The 17855-nt window shown below is 74.2% G+C and carries 15 protein-coding genes and 1 pseudogene; 7 read left to right on the forward strand and 9 right to left on the reverse strand.

Going from position 1 to position 17855, the window contains the following annotated elements; translation table 11 throughout:
• Positions 1-19 precede the first annotated feature (19 nt).
• Together J2S41_RS31440 and J2S41_RS31445 are read right to left on the reverse strand one after the other, a co-directional pair.
• Positions 20-976, reverse strand: coding sequence for an alpha/beta fold hydrolase (locus tag J2S41_RS31440; protein ID WP_310373374.1), 957 nt, complete (start codon positions 974-976; stop codon positions 20-22).
• A 45-nt stretch (positions 977-1021) separates the two neighbouring features.
• Positions 1022-3367: a hypothetical protein gene (locus J2S41_RS31445; RefSeq protein ID WP_310373376.1), complete on the reverse strand. Its 2346-nt coding sequence runs from the start codon at positions 3365-3367 to the stop codon at positions 1022-1024.
• A 322-nt stretch (positions 3368-3689) separates the two neighbouring features.
• On the opposite strand from J2S41_RS31445, the gene J2S41_RS31450 reads away from it, so the two are divergent.
• Positions 3690-4331 carry a TetR/AcrR family transcriptional regulator gene (locus J2S41_RS31450; protein WP_310373378.1) on the forward strand — a complete coding sequence of 214 codons (642 nt, stop codon included), beginning with the start codon at positions 3690-3692 and terminating at the stop codon, positions 4329-4331.
• Positions 4332-4436: 105 nt separating this feature from the next.
• A complete protein-coding gene (locus J2S41_RS31455) occupies positions 4437-4661 on the forward strand; it encodes a DUF3107 domain-containing protein (RefSeq protein ID WP_306837461.1) in 225 nt (74 codons plus the stop codon).
• Positions 4662-4704: 43 nt separating this feature from the next.
• On the opposite strand, the gene J2S41_RS31460 is transcribed toward J2S41_RS31455, so the two are convergent.
• Positions 4705-5373, reverse strand: a complete 669-nt coding sequence (locus tag J2S41_RS31460; protein WP_310373382.1) for a ferritin-like fold-containing protein — start codon at positions 5371-5373, stop codon at positions 4705-4707.
• Positions 5374-5726: 353 nt separating this feature from the next.
• Here J2S41_RS31460 and J2S41_RS31465 point away from each other — a divergent pair, with 353 nt between their 5' ends.
• Positions 5727-7421, forward strand: coding sequence for a DEAD/DEAH box helicase (locus J2S41_RS31465; RefSeq protein ID WP_310373384.1), 1695 nt, complete (start codon positions 5727-5729; stop codon positions 7419-7421).
• A gap of 375 nt (positions 7422-7796) precedes the next feature.
• Entirely contained in the window at positions 7797-8495 is a 699-nt protein-coding gene (locus tag J2S41_RS31470; protein ID WP_310373385.1) for a polysaccharide deacetylase family protein, read from the forward strand.
• A gap of 65 nt (positions 8496-8560) precedes the next feature.
• Here J2S41_RS31470 and J2S41_RS31475 read toward each other — a convergent pair whose 3' ends face one another.
• Positions 8561-9796: a hypothetical protein gene (locus tag J2S41_RS31475; RefSeq protein ID WP_310373387.1), complete on the reverse strand. Its 1236-nt coding sequence runs from the start codon at positions 9794-9796 to the stop codon at positions 8561-8563.
• A 305-nt stretch (positions 9797-10101) separates the two neighbouring features.
• A complete protein-coding gene (locus tag J2S41_RS31480) occupies positions 10102-10407 on the reverse strand; it encodes a DUF2470 domain-containing protein (RefSeq protein WP_310373389.1) in 306 nt (101 codons plus the stop codon).
• A gap of 141 nt (positions 10408-10548) precedes the next feature.
• Here J2S41_RS31480 and J2S41_RS31485 point away from each other — a divergent pair, with 141 nt between their 5' ends.
• Entirely contained in the window at positions 10549-11691 is a 1143-nt protein-coding gene (locus J2S41_RS31485; protein WP_310373391.1) for a class I SAM-dependent methyltransferase, read from the forward strand.
• On the opposite strand, the gene J2S41_RS31490 is transcribed toward J2S41_RS31485, so the two are convergent.
• The gene (locus J2S41_RS31490; RefSeq protein ID WP_310373393.1) at positions 11678-12691 is read right to left on the reverse strand and encodes a DUF8832 domain-containing protein; all 1014 of its coding nucleotides are present in this window, start codon (positions 12689-12691) and stop codon (positions 11678-11680) included. The genes J2S41_RS31485 and J2S41_RS31490 overlap by 14 nt on opposite strands.
• A complete protein-coding gene (locus J2S41_RS31495) occupies positions 12684-12902 on the reverse strand; it encodes a heavy-metal-associated domain-containing protein (protein WP_310373395.1) in 219 nt (72 codons plus the stop codon). Before J2S41_RS31495 ends, J2S41_RS31490 begins: the two co-directional genes overlap by 8 nt.
• A gap of 87 nt (positions 12903-12989) precedes the next feature.
• On the opposite strand from J2S41_RS31495, the gene J2S41_RS31500 reads away from it, so the two are divergent.
• Together J2S41_RS31500 and J2S41_RS31505 are read left to right on the forward strand one after the other, a co-directional pair.
• Entirely contained in the window at positions 12990-13958 is a 969-nt protein-coding gene (locus J2S41_RS31500) for a C40 family peptidase (RefSeq protein ID WP_310373397.1), read from the forward strand.
• A 121-nt stretch (positions 13959-14079) separates the two neighbouring features.
• A pseudogene (locus J2S41_RS31505) lies at positions 14080-14553 on the forward strand (MmyB family transcriptional regulator); the annotation flags it as partial.
• Between the two features lie 41 nt (positions 14554-14594).
• Here J2S41_RS31505 and J2S41_RS31510 read toward each other — a convergent pair.
• Both J2S41_RS31510 and J2S41_RS31515 read right to left on the reverse strand, forming a co-directional pair.
• Positions 14595-16691 (reverse strand): RecQ family ATP-dependent DNA helicase, encoded by a 2097-nt coding sequence (locus J2S41_RS31510; protein WP_310373398.1) that lies wholly within the window; start codon positions 16689-16691, stop codon positions 14595-14597.
• A 56-nt stretch (positions 16692-16747) separates the two neighbouring features.
• Positions 16748-17839 carry a glycerophosphodiester phosphodiesterase gene (locus tag J2S41_RS31515; RefSeq protein WP_310373400.1) on the reverse strand — a complete coding sequence of 364 codons (1092 nt, stop codon included), beginning with the start codon at positions 17837-17839 and terminating at the stop codon, positions 16748-16750.
• Positions 17840-17855: the final 16 nt, after the last annotated feature.

The following is a 17855-nucleotide window of genomic DNA, read 5'->3' on the forward strand; positions in this document are numbered from 1 at the left end:
TAAAACCGCCGAAAATGGCCTAACCCGCCCGAGAAGGTGTGGCGACCTCGTCCATCAGCCCGAGAATCGCCCGGGCCACGGCCTCCGGCATCTCCATCATCGGTACGTGCCCGACGCCCTCCAGCATCATCAGCCGGCTGTCCGGGATCACGCGCGCCACCTGCGCGGGCACGCGCGTATCCACCAGCCGGTCCCGGTCGCCGCCGATCACCAGCGTGGGCGCGGTGACGGCGGACGCGAGCCGCCAGAGCGAGTTCGCGCCCGGCAGGTACGCCCGGAGGAAGCTGCCGACCAGCGCGCGCATCGTCCCCACGTACGCGCTGGCGTAGTGCTCCGTGAACCGCATCTCCAGCTCCTCCAGCGCCTCGCGCCACCGCTGCTCCGACATCCGGGCCGGGTCGGCGTAGCAGGCGTTGAGCACCTGGCGGGTGAGCGTGGGCCGCAGCCGGGCGAAACGGCGCGCGGCCAGCCGGTCCGCCCTCGGCAGCGCCAGGAACGGCACCACCGCGGCCTGCAGCGTGCGGCGCAGGTCGAGGAACGGCATCGCGGGCGTGATCAGTGTGAGCGTGCGGATCAGGTCGGGCCGGACCGCGGCGGCGCGCACCGAGATGACGCCGCCCAGCGAGTTCCCGACCAGGTGCACCGGGCCACGGCCGGTCTCCTCGATCAGCCGGACCAGCAGCTTCGCCAGCGCGGCGATCGAGTAGCGCGGCACCGGGTCGCTGTAGCCGAAGCCGGGCAGGTCGAGCGCGAACCCGTCCAGGCGGGCGGAGAGCAGACCGGCCAGATCGGTCCAGTTCTGGGCCGAGCCGCCGAGGCCGTGCACGTAGATCGCCGGCTCGGCGTGGCCGGACGTCCCGGGAGTCTCCCTGACCTGCACCGAGCGCCCGCCCAGCGAGATCCGCCGGGTGGGCCAGGGCGGTGGAGGTTCCGATCGGGACAGCGCGGATTCATCCGCCAGTAACGCGGGCTTCATGGGATCAAGTCTGCCCGCACGCCTGCTCGGCATGCGGGCAGATGATCAAGAAGGCAGCAGACCCTCGAGTCGCCGGTTCACCGCGGCGAGCGTGGCGCGCACGACGGCCTGCCGCCGGTCGCCGCTGACCACGGCCGAGCCGCTGAGCTGCTCCACCCAGCCGTCGCAGGCCAGCAGCAGGACCACCAGCGCGACCTCGGTGGTGCCGAATGGGACCACGGCCGCGTGCTCGACGTAACAGCGGCCCGGCTCCTCGCCCTTCTCGTCGGAGCGCAGCAGCTCGTCCACGGCGGAGGCGGCCGCGACCGAGCAGAGGCGCAGCACGTAGCCGTCCACGGCCGGTCCGGTGGCGACGCCGGTGGCAACCTGCTCGCCGACCGCCAGCTCCACCTCCACGGTCACGTCCAGCCCGACCGTCCGGGTCTGCACGTGCTCTATCAGCACGCGCGGGCCGGGACGGCCGCCCGGGTCGAGCGCGGGCGGGCCCACCACGGCCGTGGTGGGCTGGCCGGGCAGATAGCCGGCCACCACCTGCTCGCCCTCGTCGACGGCGACCGGCTCGACCGGGGTCTCCGCGGGCGCGGCCGCCCGGCGGCGCCGCGCGGGCTCGTCGGCCGGGGCCGGCTGCGCGGGAACGCTCGGCGCGCTCTGGCCGGGCCGCACGCCGGGCTGGATCGGCACGTGCGCGGAGGCCGCGGCCGGCTCCGGCTTCGGTGCGGCGGTGGGACGCGGCAGGTAGCTGACGCCGCTGCGGGTCTGCGGGCGGGCCGACGGCTCGGCCGGTGCCTCCGCGGGCGGGCGGATCGGCGTGACCGAGGCCGGGACCGCCGCCCCGCCGATCGGCAGGCCCTCCTGCGAGGACGCGGCCAGGCCCATGCGCTCCTGGAGCAGCCGGGCGACCATCCGGGAGACCTCGGCCGGGTCGGCGCCGTCGGTCAGGTCCAGCCGGAGCTTGTGCGCGCCGCTCTCGGTGACGTGCACGGTCGCGTGCCGCACGCCGGCGACCTCGCGCACCGCGAGCTGGATCGCGTCCACGTCGAACCCGTCCGGGCGGTCCCGCTCCGGCGTGGAGTCCTCGCGGCGCAGGCTGTCCGCGATCCGGGCCAGGTCGGGCGCGTCGGCGGCCGGCGGACCGGCGACCGGCGCCGCGGGTATCAGCGGCACGTCGTCCGACGGCACCCGCTTGGGCAGTGCCTCCGGCGCGCGGCCGAAGTCGTCGAACTCGTCGCGGCCGGCCGGCAGCAGGCCGGGAGGCGGCGGGTACGCCGGGTAGCCCTCCGGATAGGAGGGCTGACGGAAGGTCGGCTCGTCCGCAGGGTCCGGCACCGCGCGACGGCGGCCCTCCTCCGGCGCGCCCTCGCGGCGGCTGTCCAGGTCCAGCGGGCGGAACTCGCGGCGGCCGGCCGTGCGCGGCGCGGCCTCCCGAAGCTCCGGGCTCTCCTCGGCCGCGCGGGACGACCGGCGCGGCGGCAGTTCGTCGTCGGTCTCGGCCGCACGGGCCTCGCTGGACCGGCGCGGCGCGTAGGCCGGCCGGTCCCGGTGCTGCGCGTCCTCCGGCGCCTCGTCCGGGGCGGCCGTGGGGGCCGACGCGGTCGCGGGCGCGTCGGCGGGCGACTCCGCGCGGTCCCGGCCGAAGCCGCGGCCGAACTCCGGCGAGCGCCGGCGCATCCCCTCCAGCAGGCGGCCGCCGGCCTCACCGCGGTCGCGCGGCTCGCGCCCCTGGCGGGTCGGCAGGCCCTCCGGTGAGTCGCTCAGTCGTACCCCGTTGACCTCGGTGTCCGTCAGCTCGGCCCGGGACGGCTCGGCGCGCCCCTCGCGGGCGAGGCCGCCGTCGATCGCGCGCAGCCCACCGGTGGGGCTGTCGCCGCGACGGCCGAAGCGCGGCTCGTCCGCACGCACCGGCTCGGGCTGCCGCGGGTTGACCGGGCGCAGCGGCTCGACCGAACGCGGCCCGCTGACCTGGCGCGGCGTGGTGCCGGAGCGCTGGCCACCGATCGGGCGCGGGCCGCCGTAGCGGCGCGCCGCGGCATCCGGGTCGGAGTCGCCGTGACCCCAGCCGGCCTCGCCGGGCGGGTGCCACGAGTCACGCGGTGTGATCTCGGACTCGGTCTGCTCGCCCTGGTACGCGGGGCGCGGCAGGAGACCGGCGTCCTCCAGGTCACCTTCGTACGGGTACGGGGGCGCGCTGGCCGGCACCTGAGCGGCCGGCAGCGGGGGTTGCGGCTCTACCGGGTGCTCCTCGTGATCATGGCCGTTGACCGGCCGACGCTGGGCCCGGCCGGGGGTGGCCGGTGGGGACGGAGACAGCTGCGCCATCAGGTCCGCGTACCGGGCCTGCGGATCGATCCACGCCGCGTCCCGGTCACTCGCCTGGCGCCACGCCGGGGGCATCGGCTCCGGCTCGAGCGAGGGACCCGCGTTCGACCATGCGGAATCGACCGGCGCCCAGCCGTTCGGCCGGGTCCGGTCGTCACGCGGAGCCGCACCGTTATGGTTTTCACCCGGCGTGGCGTCGTCCGCTTCCCTCGATTCGTCCACCGTGCGCTCCTCCGTCGCCCCCGCTGAGGCTACCGTGTGCTGACAGCAGCGATAAGTTGCTACGTCGGGCTAATTCGGCAACCGGGCGGGTGAGTGGTGGAAACCACGTCGCGCCGGATACTGAAGCCCGTGGCGGGAGCGGCGCACACTCCGCTCGCAGCAAGGAGGTAGATCAATGACCGCAGCGTCGGGGGGCGCACAAACGGCGGGACGGCCCACGCGTCTGCCGCGCTCCGCGCGCCGCAAGCAGTTGCTCGCCGCCGCGCAGGAGGTCTTCGTCGCGCAGGGTTACCACGCGGCCGCGATGGACGACATCGCGGAGCGGGCCGGCGTCTCCAAGCCGGTGCTCTACCAGCACTTCCCGGGCAAGCTCGAGCTCTACCTGGCGCTGCTGGACACGCACTGCGAGGCGATCGTCGCCAAGGTCCAGGCCGCGATGCGCGCGACGCCGGACAACAAGGAGCGCGTCCGGGGCGCCGTCACCGCGTACTTCGACTTCGTCGACCACGAGAGTGAGGCGTTCCGCCTGGTCTTCGCGTCCGACCTGCGGAACGAGCCGGCCGTGCGGGAGCGGGTGGAGCGGGTCGAGAAGGGCTGCATCGCGGCGCTGACCGACACCATCATCTCGGACACCGGCGTCAACCGGGCGCACGCGGAACTGCTGGCGTCCGGCCTGGTCGGGGCCGCGGAGACGGCCGCGCAGTTCTGGCTGGCGAACGGCCGGCAGATCCCGAAGCAGGAGGCGGAGTCGCTGCTGACCGCCCTGCTGTGGCGCGGCATCGCCAGCTTCCCGCTCCAGGGTGATCCCACACCGTAGGGCGGAGAATTCAGCTCTGCGCGAGCACGGCGGTTGAGCTGCCGATCGGCGCCTCGGATCGGCTAGCCTTCGGAACGGAACATCTTCGTCCCATGAGGAGGACCCGTGGAGGTCAAGATCGGCGTCCAGTACGCGCCGCGCGAGCTCGTGCTGGAGAGCGGACAGACGCCGGACGAGGTCGAAAAGGTCGTGACCGAGGCGATCAACGGCGACGGTGTCCTGACCCTCACCGACGAGAAGGGCCGCAAGGTCATTGTCCCGGTGACGAAGGTCGCGTACGTGGAGATCGCAGAGGCCAGCCAGCGGTCGGTCGGCTTCACCGCTCGCTGAGCACACGATGTGACCGAGCCGCCGGGCCGCTGGGCCCGGCGGCTCAGTTGTTGAGGTCGAGCGCGTCCATCCGCGCGGTGTGCGCCGTCATCAGGCGCTGGAAGAGCTTCTGCACGCCGTCCTCGTGCCCGGTGCCGGTGACGATCAGCTCGGTCAGCGGCGCGCGCTCGGCCGCCACCCGCTGCGCGTGCGAGAGCGTCTCGCCGACCAGCCGCCGGGCCCACATGGAGAGCCGGTTCGCGACCTTGGGGTCCTCCTCGATCGCGGCCCGCAGCTCCGCCTCGGCGAACGCGGCGTACCGGCCGTCGTGGAGCACCCGCCGCACCAGGTCGCCGTCGGGCGCGTCGAGCAGCGCCGCCACCTCGGCCAGGAAGTCGTCCGCGATGCCGTCGCCGACGTAGACCTTGGTCAGTGCCTCCAGCCAGTCCTTCGGCTCGGTGGCGTCGTGGTACTCCTCGACCGGGCGCACGTACGGCGCCATCGCCCGCTCCGGGTCGGCGCCGTGCTCCGCGAGCCGGGCCGCCACCCGCTGGTAGCCGTCCACCTCCACCGCCGCCATCTCGCCGAGCGTCGCCCGCCGGCGCAGGTCGGGTGCGAGCGCGGCGTCGCGCGCCATCCGCTCGAACGCGAGCAGCTCGCCGAACGCCACCAGCCCGAGCAGCTCCACCACGGGGGCGCGAAGATCTTGTGATCGTGAATCGTCACCGGACACGAGCGCAGGCTACCGCTCAACGCTGAACGCGGCAGCGAACCGCCGTGACCAGCGGCGCACAACCTCCGTGTGACGCACGCCACTAACCGGCACCCCAGCCGAATCGAGATATTCCACCTGAGGTGCCGTTCATGCTGGTCGGGTATGCTGGCAGCAGATCAGGCGCAGGTATCGATTTCATCGCCGCGACGCAGCCCGGACAGCGAGACTGACGTCGGCCGATGAACCCAAGCCCTGCGACGGCGTGCGGGCCCGCGGACGTCTCTCGACGACCGCGCGCGGCCCGCGCCTCGACCCACACGCGCCCTCGAAACGACGCGGGGCGCACCACGAGAGGGCACCCCCAAAACTTTATGAACGACATCGAAGAGCAGGAGAACGCTCCCACCCGAGTCCCGGCCGCCGACGACAAACCCACCTTCGCCGAGCTCGGCGTGCGCGACGAGACCGTCGCCGCGCTGGCCGCCGCCGGCATCGAGCGCGCGTTCGCCATCCAGGAGTACGCGCTGCCCATCGCGCTGCGCGGCTCCGACATGATCGGCCAGGCACCGACCGGCACCGGCAAGACGTTCGCGTTCGGCCTCCCGCTGGTCGACCGCGTGTTCGCGCCCGGCGAGGGCGGCGACGGCGTCCCGCAGGCGCTGGTCGTGGTGCCGACCCGCGAGCTGGGCCTCCAGGTCGCGAAGGACCTGGCGATGGCCGGCAGGACCCGCGGCGTGCGGGTGCTGCCGATCTACGGCGGCGTCGCCTACGAGTCCCAGACCGACGCGCTGCGCGCCGGCGTGGAGATCCTGGTCGGCACGCCCGGCCGCCTGATGGACCTGGCGAAGCAGAAGAAGCTGCGCCTCGACCGGATCCGCGCGCTGGTGCTGGACGAGGCCGACCGCATGCTCGACCTCGGCTTCCTGGACGACGTGGAGAAGATCCTCGCCATGCTGCCGGAGGACCGGCAGACCATGCTGTTCTCCGCGACCATGCCGGACCCGATCGTCACGCTCGCCCGCCGCTTCCTGCGGCATCCGGTGACCGTGCACGCGGGCCACACGGTGGAGACCGGGCCGTCGCCGCAGACGCTCCAGGTGGCGTACCGGACGCACCCGATGAACAAGATCGAGATGGTGGCCCGCATCCTCCAGGCGCGCGGCCGGGGTCTCACGATGATCTTCACGCGGACCAAGCGCGCCGCCGACCGGCTCTCCGAGGACCTCGACTTCCGCGGCTTCGCGGTGGCGGCGGTCCACGGCGACCTCGGGCAGGGCGCGCGCGAGCGGGCGCTGCGGGCGTTCCGGGCCGGCAAGATCGACGTGCTGGTCGCCACCGACGTCGCGGCCCGCGGGCTCGACGTCTCCGGCGTCACCCACGTGATCAACTACGACTGCCCGGAGGACCCGGACACGTATACGCACCGCATCGGCCGCACCGGCCGGGCCGGCGCCACCGGCGTCGCGGTCACGTTCGTGGACTGGGAGGACATGCCGCGCTGGCGCCTGATCGACAAGTCGATCGGGCTGGACATGCCGGAGCCGCCGGAGACGTACCACACCTCCACCTATCTCTTCACGGACCTGGACATCCCGGAGAACGTCGCGGCGGCGCTGCCGTCCGCGGAGCGCACCCGGGCCGGCCTCTCCGCCGAGGAGGAGGAAGACCTGGGCGGCGGGCGTTCCCGGCGCGGCCGGCGCGGCGAGAGCCGCGGCGGCGAGCGGTCGGCCCCGGCACAGCGCACGCCGCGCACCCGCAAGCGGACCCGGCGCACCGAGCCGGTCGGCGACGGCGGCGAGGCCCCGGCCGTGACCGAGAGCGCGGACGGTGACGCCCCCGCGAAGCCGCGCCGCCGCCGTCGGCGCGCCGGCGAGGCGATCTCCGGCGAGGGCGCCGCGGTGGGCGCGGAGACGCCCGACGCCGTGGAGACGTCGGACAGCGGTCCCGCGGAGGCGGCGGGCGACGAGGACGACCGGCCCAAGCGCCGGCGGCGTCGTCGCGGCGGACGTGGCGGCCGGGGTGCCGGCGGCGAGGGCGCCGAGAGCGGCGACGTCGTCGAGGACTGACCTCACGAGATCGACCTAGAAGGCGGATTCCCGGCGACGGGGGTCCGCCTTTTCTGGTCCGCGGCGGCGAAGGCCGCCATTCACGATTTCCCGCTTCCGGCGGGGCACCTTCGCATGCCCCCGCGGGCCGCAGTGTCTACTCCGCTCAGGGGTGGGCGGTCGGGGCGGCAGCCGGCTCGCTGCCGGGTCCGGTCCGTGGCCGCACGATCGAACCCGTACCCGTACCCGTACCGCGGCCTGGGCTTGATCTTGGGTTTTGATCTCAGGGTGGCGGGCCCCCCGCCGATCCTGGGACCTGCGAGCCACGGATGGCCTCGCACCCGCGAGAGACGGACCTCTCGCGCGCGCCACGGACGGTGAAGGGTGGGTGTACCGATGGATCGGCAGGCGATGGGGCTCACCCTCACCGCCAACGGCTTCGTGCCCACGGTACGCCCGGGCGCGCTCGCCGTGGCGGCCACACGTCCGGTGATCCGCGGGTACGTCGCGCTCACCTTCGACGACGGGCCGAGCGCGGGGACCGGGGTGGTGCTCAACATCCTGGCCGAGGCGCAGGCGCGGGCCACGTTCTTCTTCGTGGGTGGCGGCGTGGAGACGGACTGGCGGTACGCGAGCCGGGCCGCGCTGGCCGGGCACGCGATCGGCAACCACAGCTACAGCCATCCCGACCTGGCCGCGATCCCGCTCAAGGACGCGGCCGTGGAGCTCGGGCGCACCCAGGCCGCGATCACCCGGTACACCGGCGCGGTGCCGATGCTCGGGCGGCCGCCGTTCGGCAGCGCCAACGAGGACGTGGTCAGGCTGTTCCGCGAGTACGGCGTGGAGCCGGTGCTGTGGGCGTACAACCCGGAGGACAACGCGGGTCAGGCCGCGGCGGCGATCGGCGCCGCGGTGCTGGGTGCGGTCCGGGACGGCGACATCGTGCTGCTGCACTGCGCGCAGCGCGAGACGCAGCGGATGCTGCCGGAGCTGATCAGCGGGCTGCGGGCACGCGGCCTGGAGCCGGGCCGGATCGAGATCACCGGCGAGTACCAGGAGCGCAACCACAGCTACGCCCGCGCCGTCGCCTGGTGAACGCGGAGAGCCGCCCCTCCGCGCGCTGCAATTCGCGGAGGGGCGGCTCTGGTCCGTGCGGTGGATCAGGCCTCCGAGCAGGGGGCGAGCCCGGCCACGTTCAGCTGCGGCTTGTCCGTGTGCCGGCCGATCGCGGTGGCGATCCGGTTGATCGCGGCGACCCGCTTGTCCTCCAGCGGGCCGATGATCGCGTTCTGCACGAAGTTCGGGCCGCCCTCGCCGGCCGAGTTCGCCAGCCGGGTCTCCGCCTCCTGGATCTGCTTCTCCAGCTGCGCCAGGTTGCTCTCCACCTCGGCCAGCGCCTGGTTCGGGATGGCCGGAAGCTGGTCCGCCACGGTCGGGCAGGCGATGGCGCCGTCCGAGCCGCCGTCGTTCGCCTCGTTGATCACCAGCTGGGTGAAGCCGGCGCCGGCGTCGCCGCCGCCCGCGTTGCCGTTACCGCCCTCGACCGGGTCCGCGACCGGGACCTCGTCCTCGTTCAGCTCGCACGGCGCGAGCGTCGCGACGTCCAGGTCCGGGCGCTCGGCGTTACGGCCGATCGCGGTGGCGATCCGGTTGATCGTGGCGACGCGCTTGTCCTCCAGCGGGCCGAGGATGGCGTTCTGCACGAAGTTCGCGCCGCCCTGGCCGACCGTGTCCACCAGGCGCTGGTTGGCCTCCGCGATCTGCGTGTCCAGCAGCTCCAGGTTGCGGGTGACCTCGTCCTGCGCCTGCGCCGGGATCTCCGGCAGCTCACCGGCCACGTCGGGGCAGGAGATCGCACCGGCCGCCGCGCCGCCGCCCGCCTCCTCGCCGCCGCCGGCGTTCTCGTCCTCGCCACCGGCGTTCTCGTCCTCGCCGCCCGCGTTCTCGTCCTCGCCACCCGCGCCCAGCGAGCACTCCGCGAGACCGCCCAGGTTGGTCGGCTTCTCCGCGGTGCGGCCGATCGAGATCGCGATCCGGTCGATCGTGGCGGCCCGCTTGTCGGCCAGCGGGCCGAGGATCGCGTTCTGCACGAAGTTCGGGCCGCCCTCGCCGGCCGACGTGGCCAGGCGGTTGTTCGCCTCCTGAAGCTGCGTCTCCAGCAGCGCCAGGTTGCGGTCCACCTCGGCCTGCGCGCTGGCCGGGATGGCGGGTAGCTTGTCCGCCACGGTCGGGCAGGTGATGGTCTGCCCGCTCGCGTCCGACGATCCGGTGCCGGCCATCGCCACGCCCAGACCGCCGCCGAGCAGCGTGATCGCGCCCACGGCGATCATGCCGGGGACCTTGTAACGACGCCAGTTGCGCCAGCCAGTCTTCTCGTTGTCCCAGCTCGGTGCCATCCGCCTGAACCCAACCCTTCGCAGATTCGTACGGCCGATAGCCTGCGTCGCTCGTCGCGGGCGTACCGGTGAGCCTTGTTCGCTCTAGCCCTGCCGGGCCGCCCGAGCGAGGACGGTCCGGCGAGGCTCCGGAGGTTGTCGAGGCGTGCCGCCTCGCTCGGTCCTACGGGGTGGGGCGGCGTGGGGGTTCAACGGTTTCCGGCTATTCACCGGAGGATTTCGATGGACCTTTAGGGAAGTTTTAAGGGAGCCTGGGGCATCGATTAGATCGACCGTTTCGACGCCCGTTTCGACTGTCTCGCGGCTCAGGAACGCGGTGTGACGCCCAGCACAGCGCAGGCCTCGTGGTACATCCGGGCCGCCTCGCCGCGCACCTGCCGACGCTCGGTCAGCCGCTCGGAGAACGGAATCCGGACCGGCACCTCGGCACCGTCCACGATCGCCGTGAAGTCCATGCCGTCCGCGTCCATCCCGGACATGCGCGCCGCGGTGGTGGCCTCCGGCTGACCGCCGAGACCGCGCACGATCAGCACGTTGTCGTCGGCGTGGTCGTCGTTCATGTGGCGCATGATCTGCGCCACCACTTCCGGGGTGAAGACGGTGTCTGCCATGGCAGGCAGCGTAAGCCAAGATCACGTGCCGCGGCCGTCCGTGGCGAACGGCCCAGAGCCTGTATCGACGTGCGGCCGGGCGGCGCCTGGGCCACGCCGCGGCCCGGCATCCCACGTCGATACAGGCTCTAAGCTTGTGGGATGCCCGAACCGCTTTCCGCCGCCCTCGCCGAGGTGCGTGACCTGCTGCTGCGCCCCGACCTGACCCGCGCGGTGGCCGCCGGGCGCCGCCGGGGGCAGACGCCGTCCGTGGTCCGGGCCGAGCTGCGGCCGGTGTCGCTCAAGGGCGGGCCCAAGCTCCAGATCGTCACGAACGACGGCACCCGGCCGTTCACCCGGAACGTCGCCTTCGGCACGGAGGCCTCGTCCGCGGTGGACGAGCTGCTGGCCGAGCCGTTCGGCAACTGGCACGTCGAGTCGACGGCCGGCACCGTGCAGCTCCGGGTGACCAAGAAGGGCGAGGCGCAGATCCACCGCGCGCTGCCGGAGACCGCCGGGGCGGCGCCGGCCTCGCACGACCGGGTGAAGGAGCATCTGCTCGCGCCGGACGACCCGCTGTTCGCGGAGATCGGCGGCGGCGCGGCCAAGCGCCGTCAGGTGGACGCGTTCCTCCGCGCGCTGGCCGCCACGCTCCCCGACGAGCTGCCCGGCCGCCTGCGCGTGGTCGACCTCGGCTGCGGCAACGCGTACCTGACGTTCGCCGCCTACCGATACCTCGCCGGGCGGGGCGTGGCGCTGGACGTGGTCGGCGTGGACGTGCGCGAGGACCAGCGGGTACGCAACACCGCGCTGGCCGAGCGGCTCGGCTGCGCCGGCGAGGTCCGGTTCGTGGCCGGCACCATCCTGGACGCGGACGTCGACGGCGCCGACGTGGTGCTCGCGCTGCACGCCTGCGACACCGCCACGGACGAGGCGCTGGCCCGCGCGGTCACCTGGCAGGCGCGCTGGGTGCTCGCCGCGCCGTGCTGCCACCACGACCTGGCCACGCAGCTGCGGAAGGCACCGCCCGCGGCGCCGTTCGAGGGGCTGGGCCGGCACGGCATCCTGCGCGAGCGCTTCGCGGACGTGCTCACCGACACGGTCCGGGCCGCGCTGCTGCGGCTGCACGGCTACCGCGTCGAGGTGGTGGAGTTCATCGACTCCGCGCACACGCCGCGCAACCTGCTGATCCGCGCGCGCCGCACCGGCGCCGCACCGACCGAGGCCGCGCGCGCGGAGTACACGGCGCTGACCGGGGAGTTCCGGATCGAGCCCGCGCTGGAGAAGCTGCTCAGCCGATCGTGATCGTGTACGCCGCGGTGTGCACCACGCCGTCCACCTGGAAGTCGAAGAACGCGCGGTAGCGGCCCTTACTCGGCGCGGCCAGCCAGAACTTCACGGCGCCGTCCACGGTGAGCCGGTCCTCCGGGTGCACGTGGACGTAGCCGAGGTCGCCCTCGCGCAGCACCACCAGATGCCCGTTGGCGCCCAGGTACGGCTCCGGCCGCACGAGCGCGCCGTTCCGCCGTACCGTGAAGATCATCGGCTGAACCGAGCCGAGCATGGGCGTGCCGGCCAGCTCCACCTCGAACCCGCCGGCGGTGGCCGCCGGCGCGGGCGCGGGCAGCGGCACCGCCGCGTAGTCGCCGCCGACCGAGAGATCCACGCCGAGCGTGCCGGCGACCTGCGCGCCGGCCGCGGTGGTGGCCGTGAAGTCGGCGAAGACGCGCCACGTGCCCGCGGTGGGCAGCGCCAGCTCGGTGCTCCAGGTGCCGTCCGGCGCCAGCTCCGGGTGCAGGTGCTGGTATCCGGACAGGTCGCGGCGCACCACGATCAGGTGCAGGCGCTTGTCGTGCACCACGGCGAAGTCGGTCACCGGCGTGCCGTCCGCGGTCTGTATGACGAACCGGAACGGCGCCCGCGGGGACGGCGCCGGGAACGCGGTCTCGGCCGGCACCAGCCGGAAGTCCGCGGAACCGACCACCAGGCCGCCGACGTCGCCCGCGGCCGGGTTGCCACCGGCCGCGCCGCCGGCCGTGACGCCGGTGCCGCCGCTGGCGCCGCCGTGCGAGTGCGGCGCCACGCCGGGCGCGTCCGTGTGCACCGCGTTCGCCCCGGTCGCGGCCGGCAGCGGCGCGGGCTCGGCGGAGCCGCCGGAGGTGATCCGGCCCAGGCCGAACCCGGCGAGCACGGCCAGCACCACGCCGCCGACCACGCCGAGCAGGCGCATCGAGGTGCGCTCGTCCGGCGCGGCGCCGGTTTCGACCTCCGGGGCGGTGCCGGTCTCGGACCCGGCGTCAGGCATCGGCCGAGGCCAGCTCGTAGCCCGCCTCGTCCACGGCCGTGCGGACCTCGTCGATGGGGAGCGGGCCGTCGCTGGTGACGGTCACGGTGCCGGTCGGCAGGTCGACGCTCACCTCGTGCACGCCCGGCAGCTGGGTGAGCTCGCCGGTGACCGCCTGCACGCAGTGCGCGCAGGTCATTCCCGTGACGGCGTAGGTGTTGGTGACGGACATAGCGCACACTCCCTCGGGCTCGATCGATCCGACTATACCCCCCGGTGGTATACGCGCCTCCCGGGCCGGGAGCCTCGTTGATCCGGTGTGCTCTCCTCCGCCATCACGCGAGCCGGCCGGGTCGCATTGATCGCCGCGGTCCTGATCGGCGCGTCCGCCGTCCCGGCCGGTGCCGACCCGGATGCACCCCCGTCCGTGCAGGAGCTGCGGCAACGGCTCGCGGCCGCGGCGCACGAGCTGGAAGTGGTGATCGAGGAGCACAACGCGCTCCGCGAGGACCTGGCCGACACGGAACGGCGCCGGCGGGAGATCGGCGCGGAGAAGGCACCGGTCGAGTTCGCCATGGTGGAGCGGCAGGAGCGGATCGGCGCGCTGGCCGCCGCCGCGTACCGGTCGTCCGGCAACGCCCGCGCCGTGATGATCGCCGCCGGCGGCGGCTCGGACATGGTCGAGCGCCTGCTCACGCTGGACGTGCTGGCCCGCGACCAGCACCGCGCGCTCGAAGATCTCGCCGAGTCCCGGGCACGGTACGCCGCGATGGAGCGGGAGGCCGAGACGCTGGCCGAGAAGCAGCGCGAGCAGCAGGTCGAGCTGACGCTGCGCAAGCGGGAGATCGAGAAGGAGATCGACCGCCTGCACCACCTGCGCCTCGCCTCCGGCGAACGGGTCCGCCCGCTCGACCTCGCTCCCCCACCCCCGCCCTCGGGCCTGGCCGGCGACGCCATCCGGTTCGCCTACTCCCAGCTGGGCAAGCCGTACCGGTGGGGCGCGGACGGGCCGGGCTCGTACGACTGCTCCGGCCTGACCATGGCCGCCTGGGAGCGCGCCGGGGCCCGGCTGCCGCACAACGCCGCCCGCCAGTGGCGCACCGTGCGCCGGATCGGGCGCGATGATCTCCGCCCCGGCGACCTCGTCTTCTACTACGGCGGCATCAGCCACGTGGCCCTCTACGTCGGCGCCGGCAAGATGATCCACGCACCCAGCGTCGGCGAGAACGTCCGGATCGACGCCGTGGGCTACCAGCCCGTGCACGGGTACGGCCGGGTCGTCGACTAGAACTCCGCCAGCCCGGCCGCGAGCGTCACGGCCGGCCGGTAGCCGAGGTCGGTACGGGCACCGGTGATGTCGTAGCTGCGGTCGCGGCCCATGACGGCGACCGCGGCACGTGCCCGCGAGCGTGCACCGGATCGTGGAGCAGCTCGGCGCAGGCCCGGTGGCGGTGTGCGACGCCACCTGGCAGCTCCTGCACTGGAACGCGCTGTTCGCCGCGACCTTCGGCGACCCCGCCGCGCAGGACGAGGACGGGCGCAACGCGCTGATCGTGCAGTTCGAGCGACGGCCGGCCCAGACCCGGCAGACCCCGGCGGAACGAGCCTCGTTCGAGGAGTCACTGGTCGCGGACCTGCGCGCCACCACCAGCCGGTATCCGCACGACCCCGCCGTCGAGGCGCTGCTGGCCCGGCTGTGCCGCGGTGACCGGTTCCGTGAGCTGTGGGAACGCCGATCGGTGGGCGACCACCGGGGCGCGCGGAAGACGATCGGGCATCCCGGCGTCGGCGACATCGACCTCGACTCCAACGTGCTCACCGTCCAGGGGGCGGACCTCCGGCTCGTGGTCTACACGCCGTCCGGCGCCGAGGCCCGACGCAAGCTCGATCTCCTGTCCGCCGCCGGCCCGCCGGAGCCGCCCGCTCAGCCGGCCACGCCCAGTGCCAGCGGCAGCACGGCCGGCGCCCCGGCCCGGCGCAGCACCCGCGCGGCGAGCGTCATCGTCCAGCCCGAGTCGACCAGGTCGTCGACCAGCAGCACCGGGCCGGACGCCGCGGACACGTCGCCGTCCAGCGTGAACGCGGCGTGCAGCAGCCGGACGCGCTGAGCGCTGTTGGTCCGGGACGGCTCCGCACCGCCGTCGTCCGCGCGGGTGATCGTGCCGAGCACCGGCAGCCGGCCCACCGTGCCGATCCGCTCCGCCAGGCTCCGGGTCAGCACCGGCCGGCGGCGGGAGAGGATCGGCACCACGCCCACCGGCCGCGCCTCCCACCGCTCGGGGCCGTGCGCCCAGTCCTTCAGCACCTCGACCACCGCCGCGAGCAGGTCGTCCGGGAGCGGGCCGTCGGGGGCCGTGTCCGCCAGCACCGCGCGCAGCCGCTCGCCCCAGCCGAGGTCCGAGAGGCGGCCCACCGCGCGCCCGGGCGCGGCCTGGTCACCGGCCGGGATGCGGCCCTTGAGCGGGACGCCGACCGACTCCAGCCCGGTCGGCCACATCGCCTTCGGCGGGAGATCGATGCCGGGCCGGCCGAGGAACGCCCGCGCCGCCGCGAGCGCCGGCTCGGAGACGTCCGCCGGGAGCACCGGGCCGGCGCACAGGTCGCAGCGGCCGCACGGCGCCGCCTCCGCGTCGTCCAGGCGCTCGCGGAGGAAGAGCATGCGGCAGCCGGTGGTCATCGCGCCGTACTCCCGCATGGCGCGCTGCTCGGCCTCGCGGGCCTCGGCCACCCGGCGCAGCCGGGGTGCGTCGTACGTCCACGGCTCGCCGGTCGCGATCCAGCCGCCCCGGACCCGGCGGACCGCGCCGTCCACGTCCAGCACCTTGAGCATCAGCTCCAGCCGGCCGCGGCGCAGGTCGACGCGGGGCTCCAGCGCGGGCACCGAGATCGGCCGGTCGGAGAGCGCGGCCAGCACGGCCCGGACCTGCTCCTCCGGCGGGAACGCCAGCGAGGCGAAGTACCGCCAGATGGCCGCGTCCTCCGGGCCGGGGAGCAGCAGCACCTCGGCGTGGTCGACGGCCCGGCCGGCGCGGCCGACCTGCTGGTAGTACGCGATGGGGGACGGCGGCGCGCCCAGGTGCACGACGAAGCCGAGGTCGGGCTTGTCGAAGCCCATGCCGAGCGCGGACGTGGCGATCAACGCCTTGATCTTGTTGTCCAGCAGGTCCTGCTCGGCGGCACGGCGCTCCGCGTCCTCCGTCTGGCCGGAGTAGGACGCCACCGCGAAGCCGCGGGAGCGCAGGAACTCCGCGGTCTCGGTCGCGGCCGCCACGGTCAGCGTGTAGACGATGCCGGAGCCGGGCAGCGCGTCCAGGTGGTCGGCGAGCCAGGCCAGCCGGTGCGCGGCGGACGGCAGGCGGTGCACGGCGAGCCGCAGCGACGCCCGGTCGAGCGAGCCGCGCAGCACCAGCGCGCCGGCGCCGAGCTGATCGGCCACGTCCGCGGTGACGCGCGCGTTGGCCGTGGCGGTGGTGGCCAGCACCGGCGTGTCCGCGGGCAGCCCGGCCAGGAACGTGCGCAGCCGCCGGTAGTCCGGCCGGAAGTCGTGGCCCCAGTCGGAGACGCAGTGCGCCTCGTCCACCACGAGCAGGCCGGTGGTGGCCGCGAGCCGGGGCAGCACGGTGTCCCGGAAGTCGGGGTTGTTGAGCCGCTCCGGGCTGATCAGCAGCACGTCGACCGCGCCGGACGCGACCTCCGCGGTGATCTCGTCCCACTCCTCCAGGTTGGCGGAGTTGATCGTGCGGGCGTGGATGCCGGCCCGGGCCGCGGCGTCGACCTGGTTGCGCATCAGCGCCAGCAGCGGCGAGACGATCACGGTGGGGCCGGCGCCGGCCTCGCGCAGCAGCGCGGTGGCCACGAAGTAGACCGCGGACTTGCCCCAGCCGGTGCGCTGGACGCAGAGCACCCGTTGATGCCCCACGACCAGCGCCTCGATCGCCCGCCACTGGTCCTCGCGGAGGCGGGCGCGCTCGCCCGCCAGCCGCCGCAGGACCGCTTCCGCCCGCTCCCTGACCTCAGCCACCCGACCTGTCTACCACCGGGGACCGGCCGGCGCGGGCGGCCTGTGGACAACCCCGGTCAGAGTCCGGCGCGCGCGGCCACCGCGGTGTCCGGGTGGTCGGAGAAGACGCCGTCCAGCCCGAGCGAGTAGAACAGCTCGTACTCCGCGATGATGTCGCCGCGCGCGTTCGGGTCCGCGCCGATCCGGAAGTCGGCCGGCAGGAACTGGTTCTCCGCCCGGAACGTCCACGCGTGCACGACCAGGCCGAGCCGGTGCGCGTCGCGGACCAGGGTCGTCGGGGTCAGCAGCTTGCCGGACGCGTCGCGCGGCACGATCAGGTTCTTGTTCGCGCCGACGCCGTCCGCGTACCCGCTGACCCACTTCAGGCCGGCGGCGGTGGCCAGATCCGCGTACGTGCGGGCGTCACCGGCCACGGTGAAGTCGTACGGCCGGCCCGCCGCGTCCATCAGCTGCGCGAGCCGCACGTCGGTGAGGCGGCTCAGCTTGCGCAGGTTCGCCGTCTCGAAGGACTGGATGATCACCGCGTCCCGCTTGGAGACCAGCCGGTTGGCGCGCAGCACCCGCACCAGCGGCTCCTCCAGCGCCAGCCCGATCGACTGGAAGTACGTGGGGTGCTTCGTCTCCGGGTAGACGCCGATGGTCCGGCCCCGCCGCCGCGACTCCGCCTTGGCCAGGTCGATGACCTCCTGGAAGGTGGGGATCTCGAACCGGCCGTCGAACGCGGTGTTGGTCACCCGCACGGCGGGCAGCCGCTCCTTCGCGCGCAGCGTCTTCAGCTCCGCCAGCGTGAAGTCCTCGGTGAACCAGCCGGTCACGGCCGTACCGTCGATGGTCTTGGTGGTCCGGCGGCCGGCGAACTCCGGGCGCGCGGCCACGTCGGTGGTCCCGGAGATCTCGTTCTCGTGCCGGGCGACGAGCACGCCGTCGCGCGTCGACACCAGGTCGGGCTCGATGAAGTCGGCACCCATCCGGATGGCCAGGCGGTAGGCCTCCAGCGTGTGCTCGGGCCGGTATCCGCTGGCGCCGCGGTGCGCGATGACCAGCGGTTTCGCGGAGCCACCCGGGGAGGCGGACGCGGGGGAAGAGGGGGCGGCGGCCAGCGCGAGACCGGCCAGGCCGAGGGAGGTTGTCACCGTACGACGTCGCATAATCGCATCCAATCGA

The organism is Catenuloplanes atrovinosus, assembly GCF_031458235.1.
GTDB classification, from domain to species: Bacteria; Actinomycetota; Actinomycetes; order Mycobacteriales; family Micromonosporaceae; genus Catenuloplanes; species Catenuloplanes atrovinosus.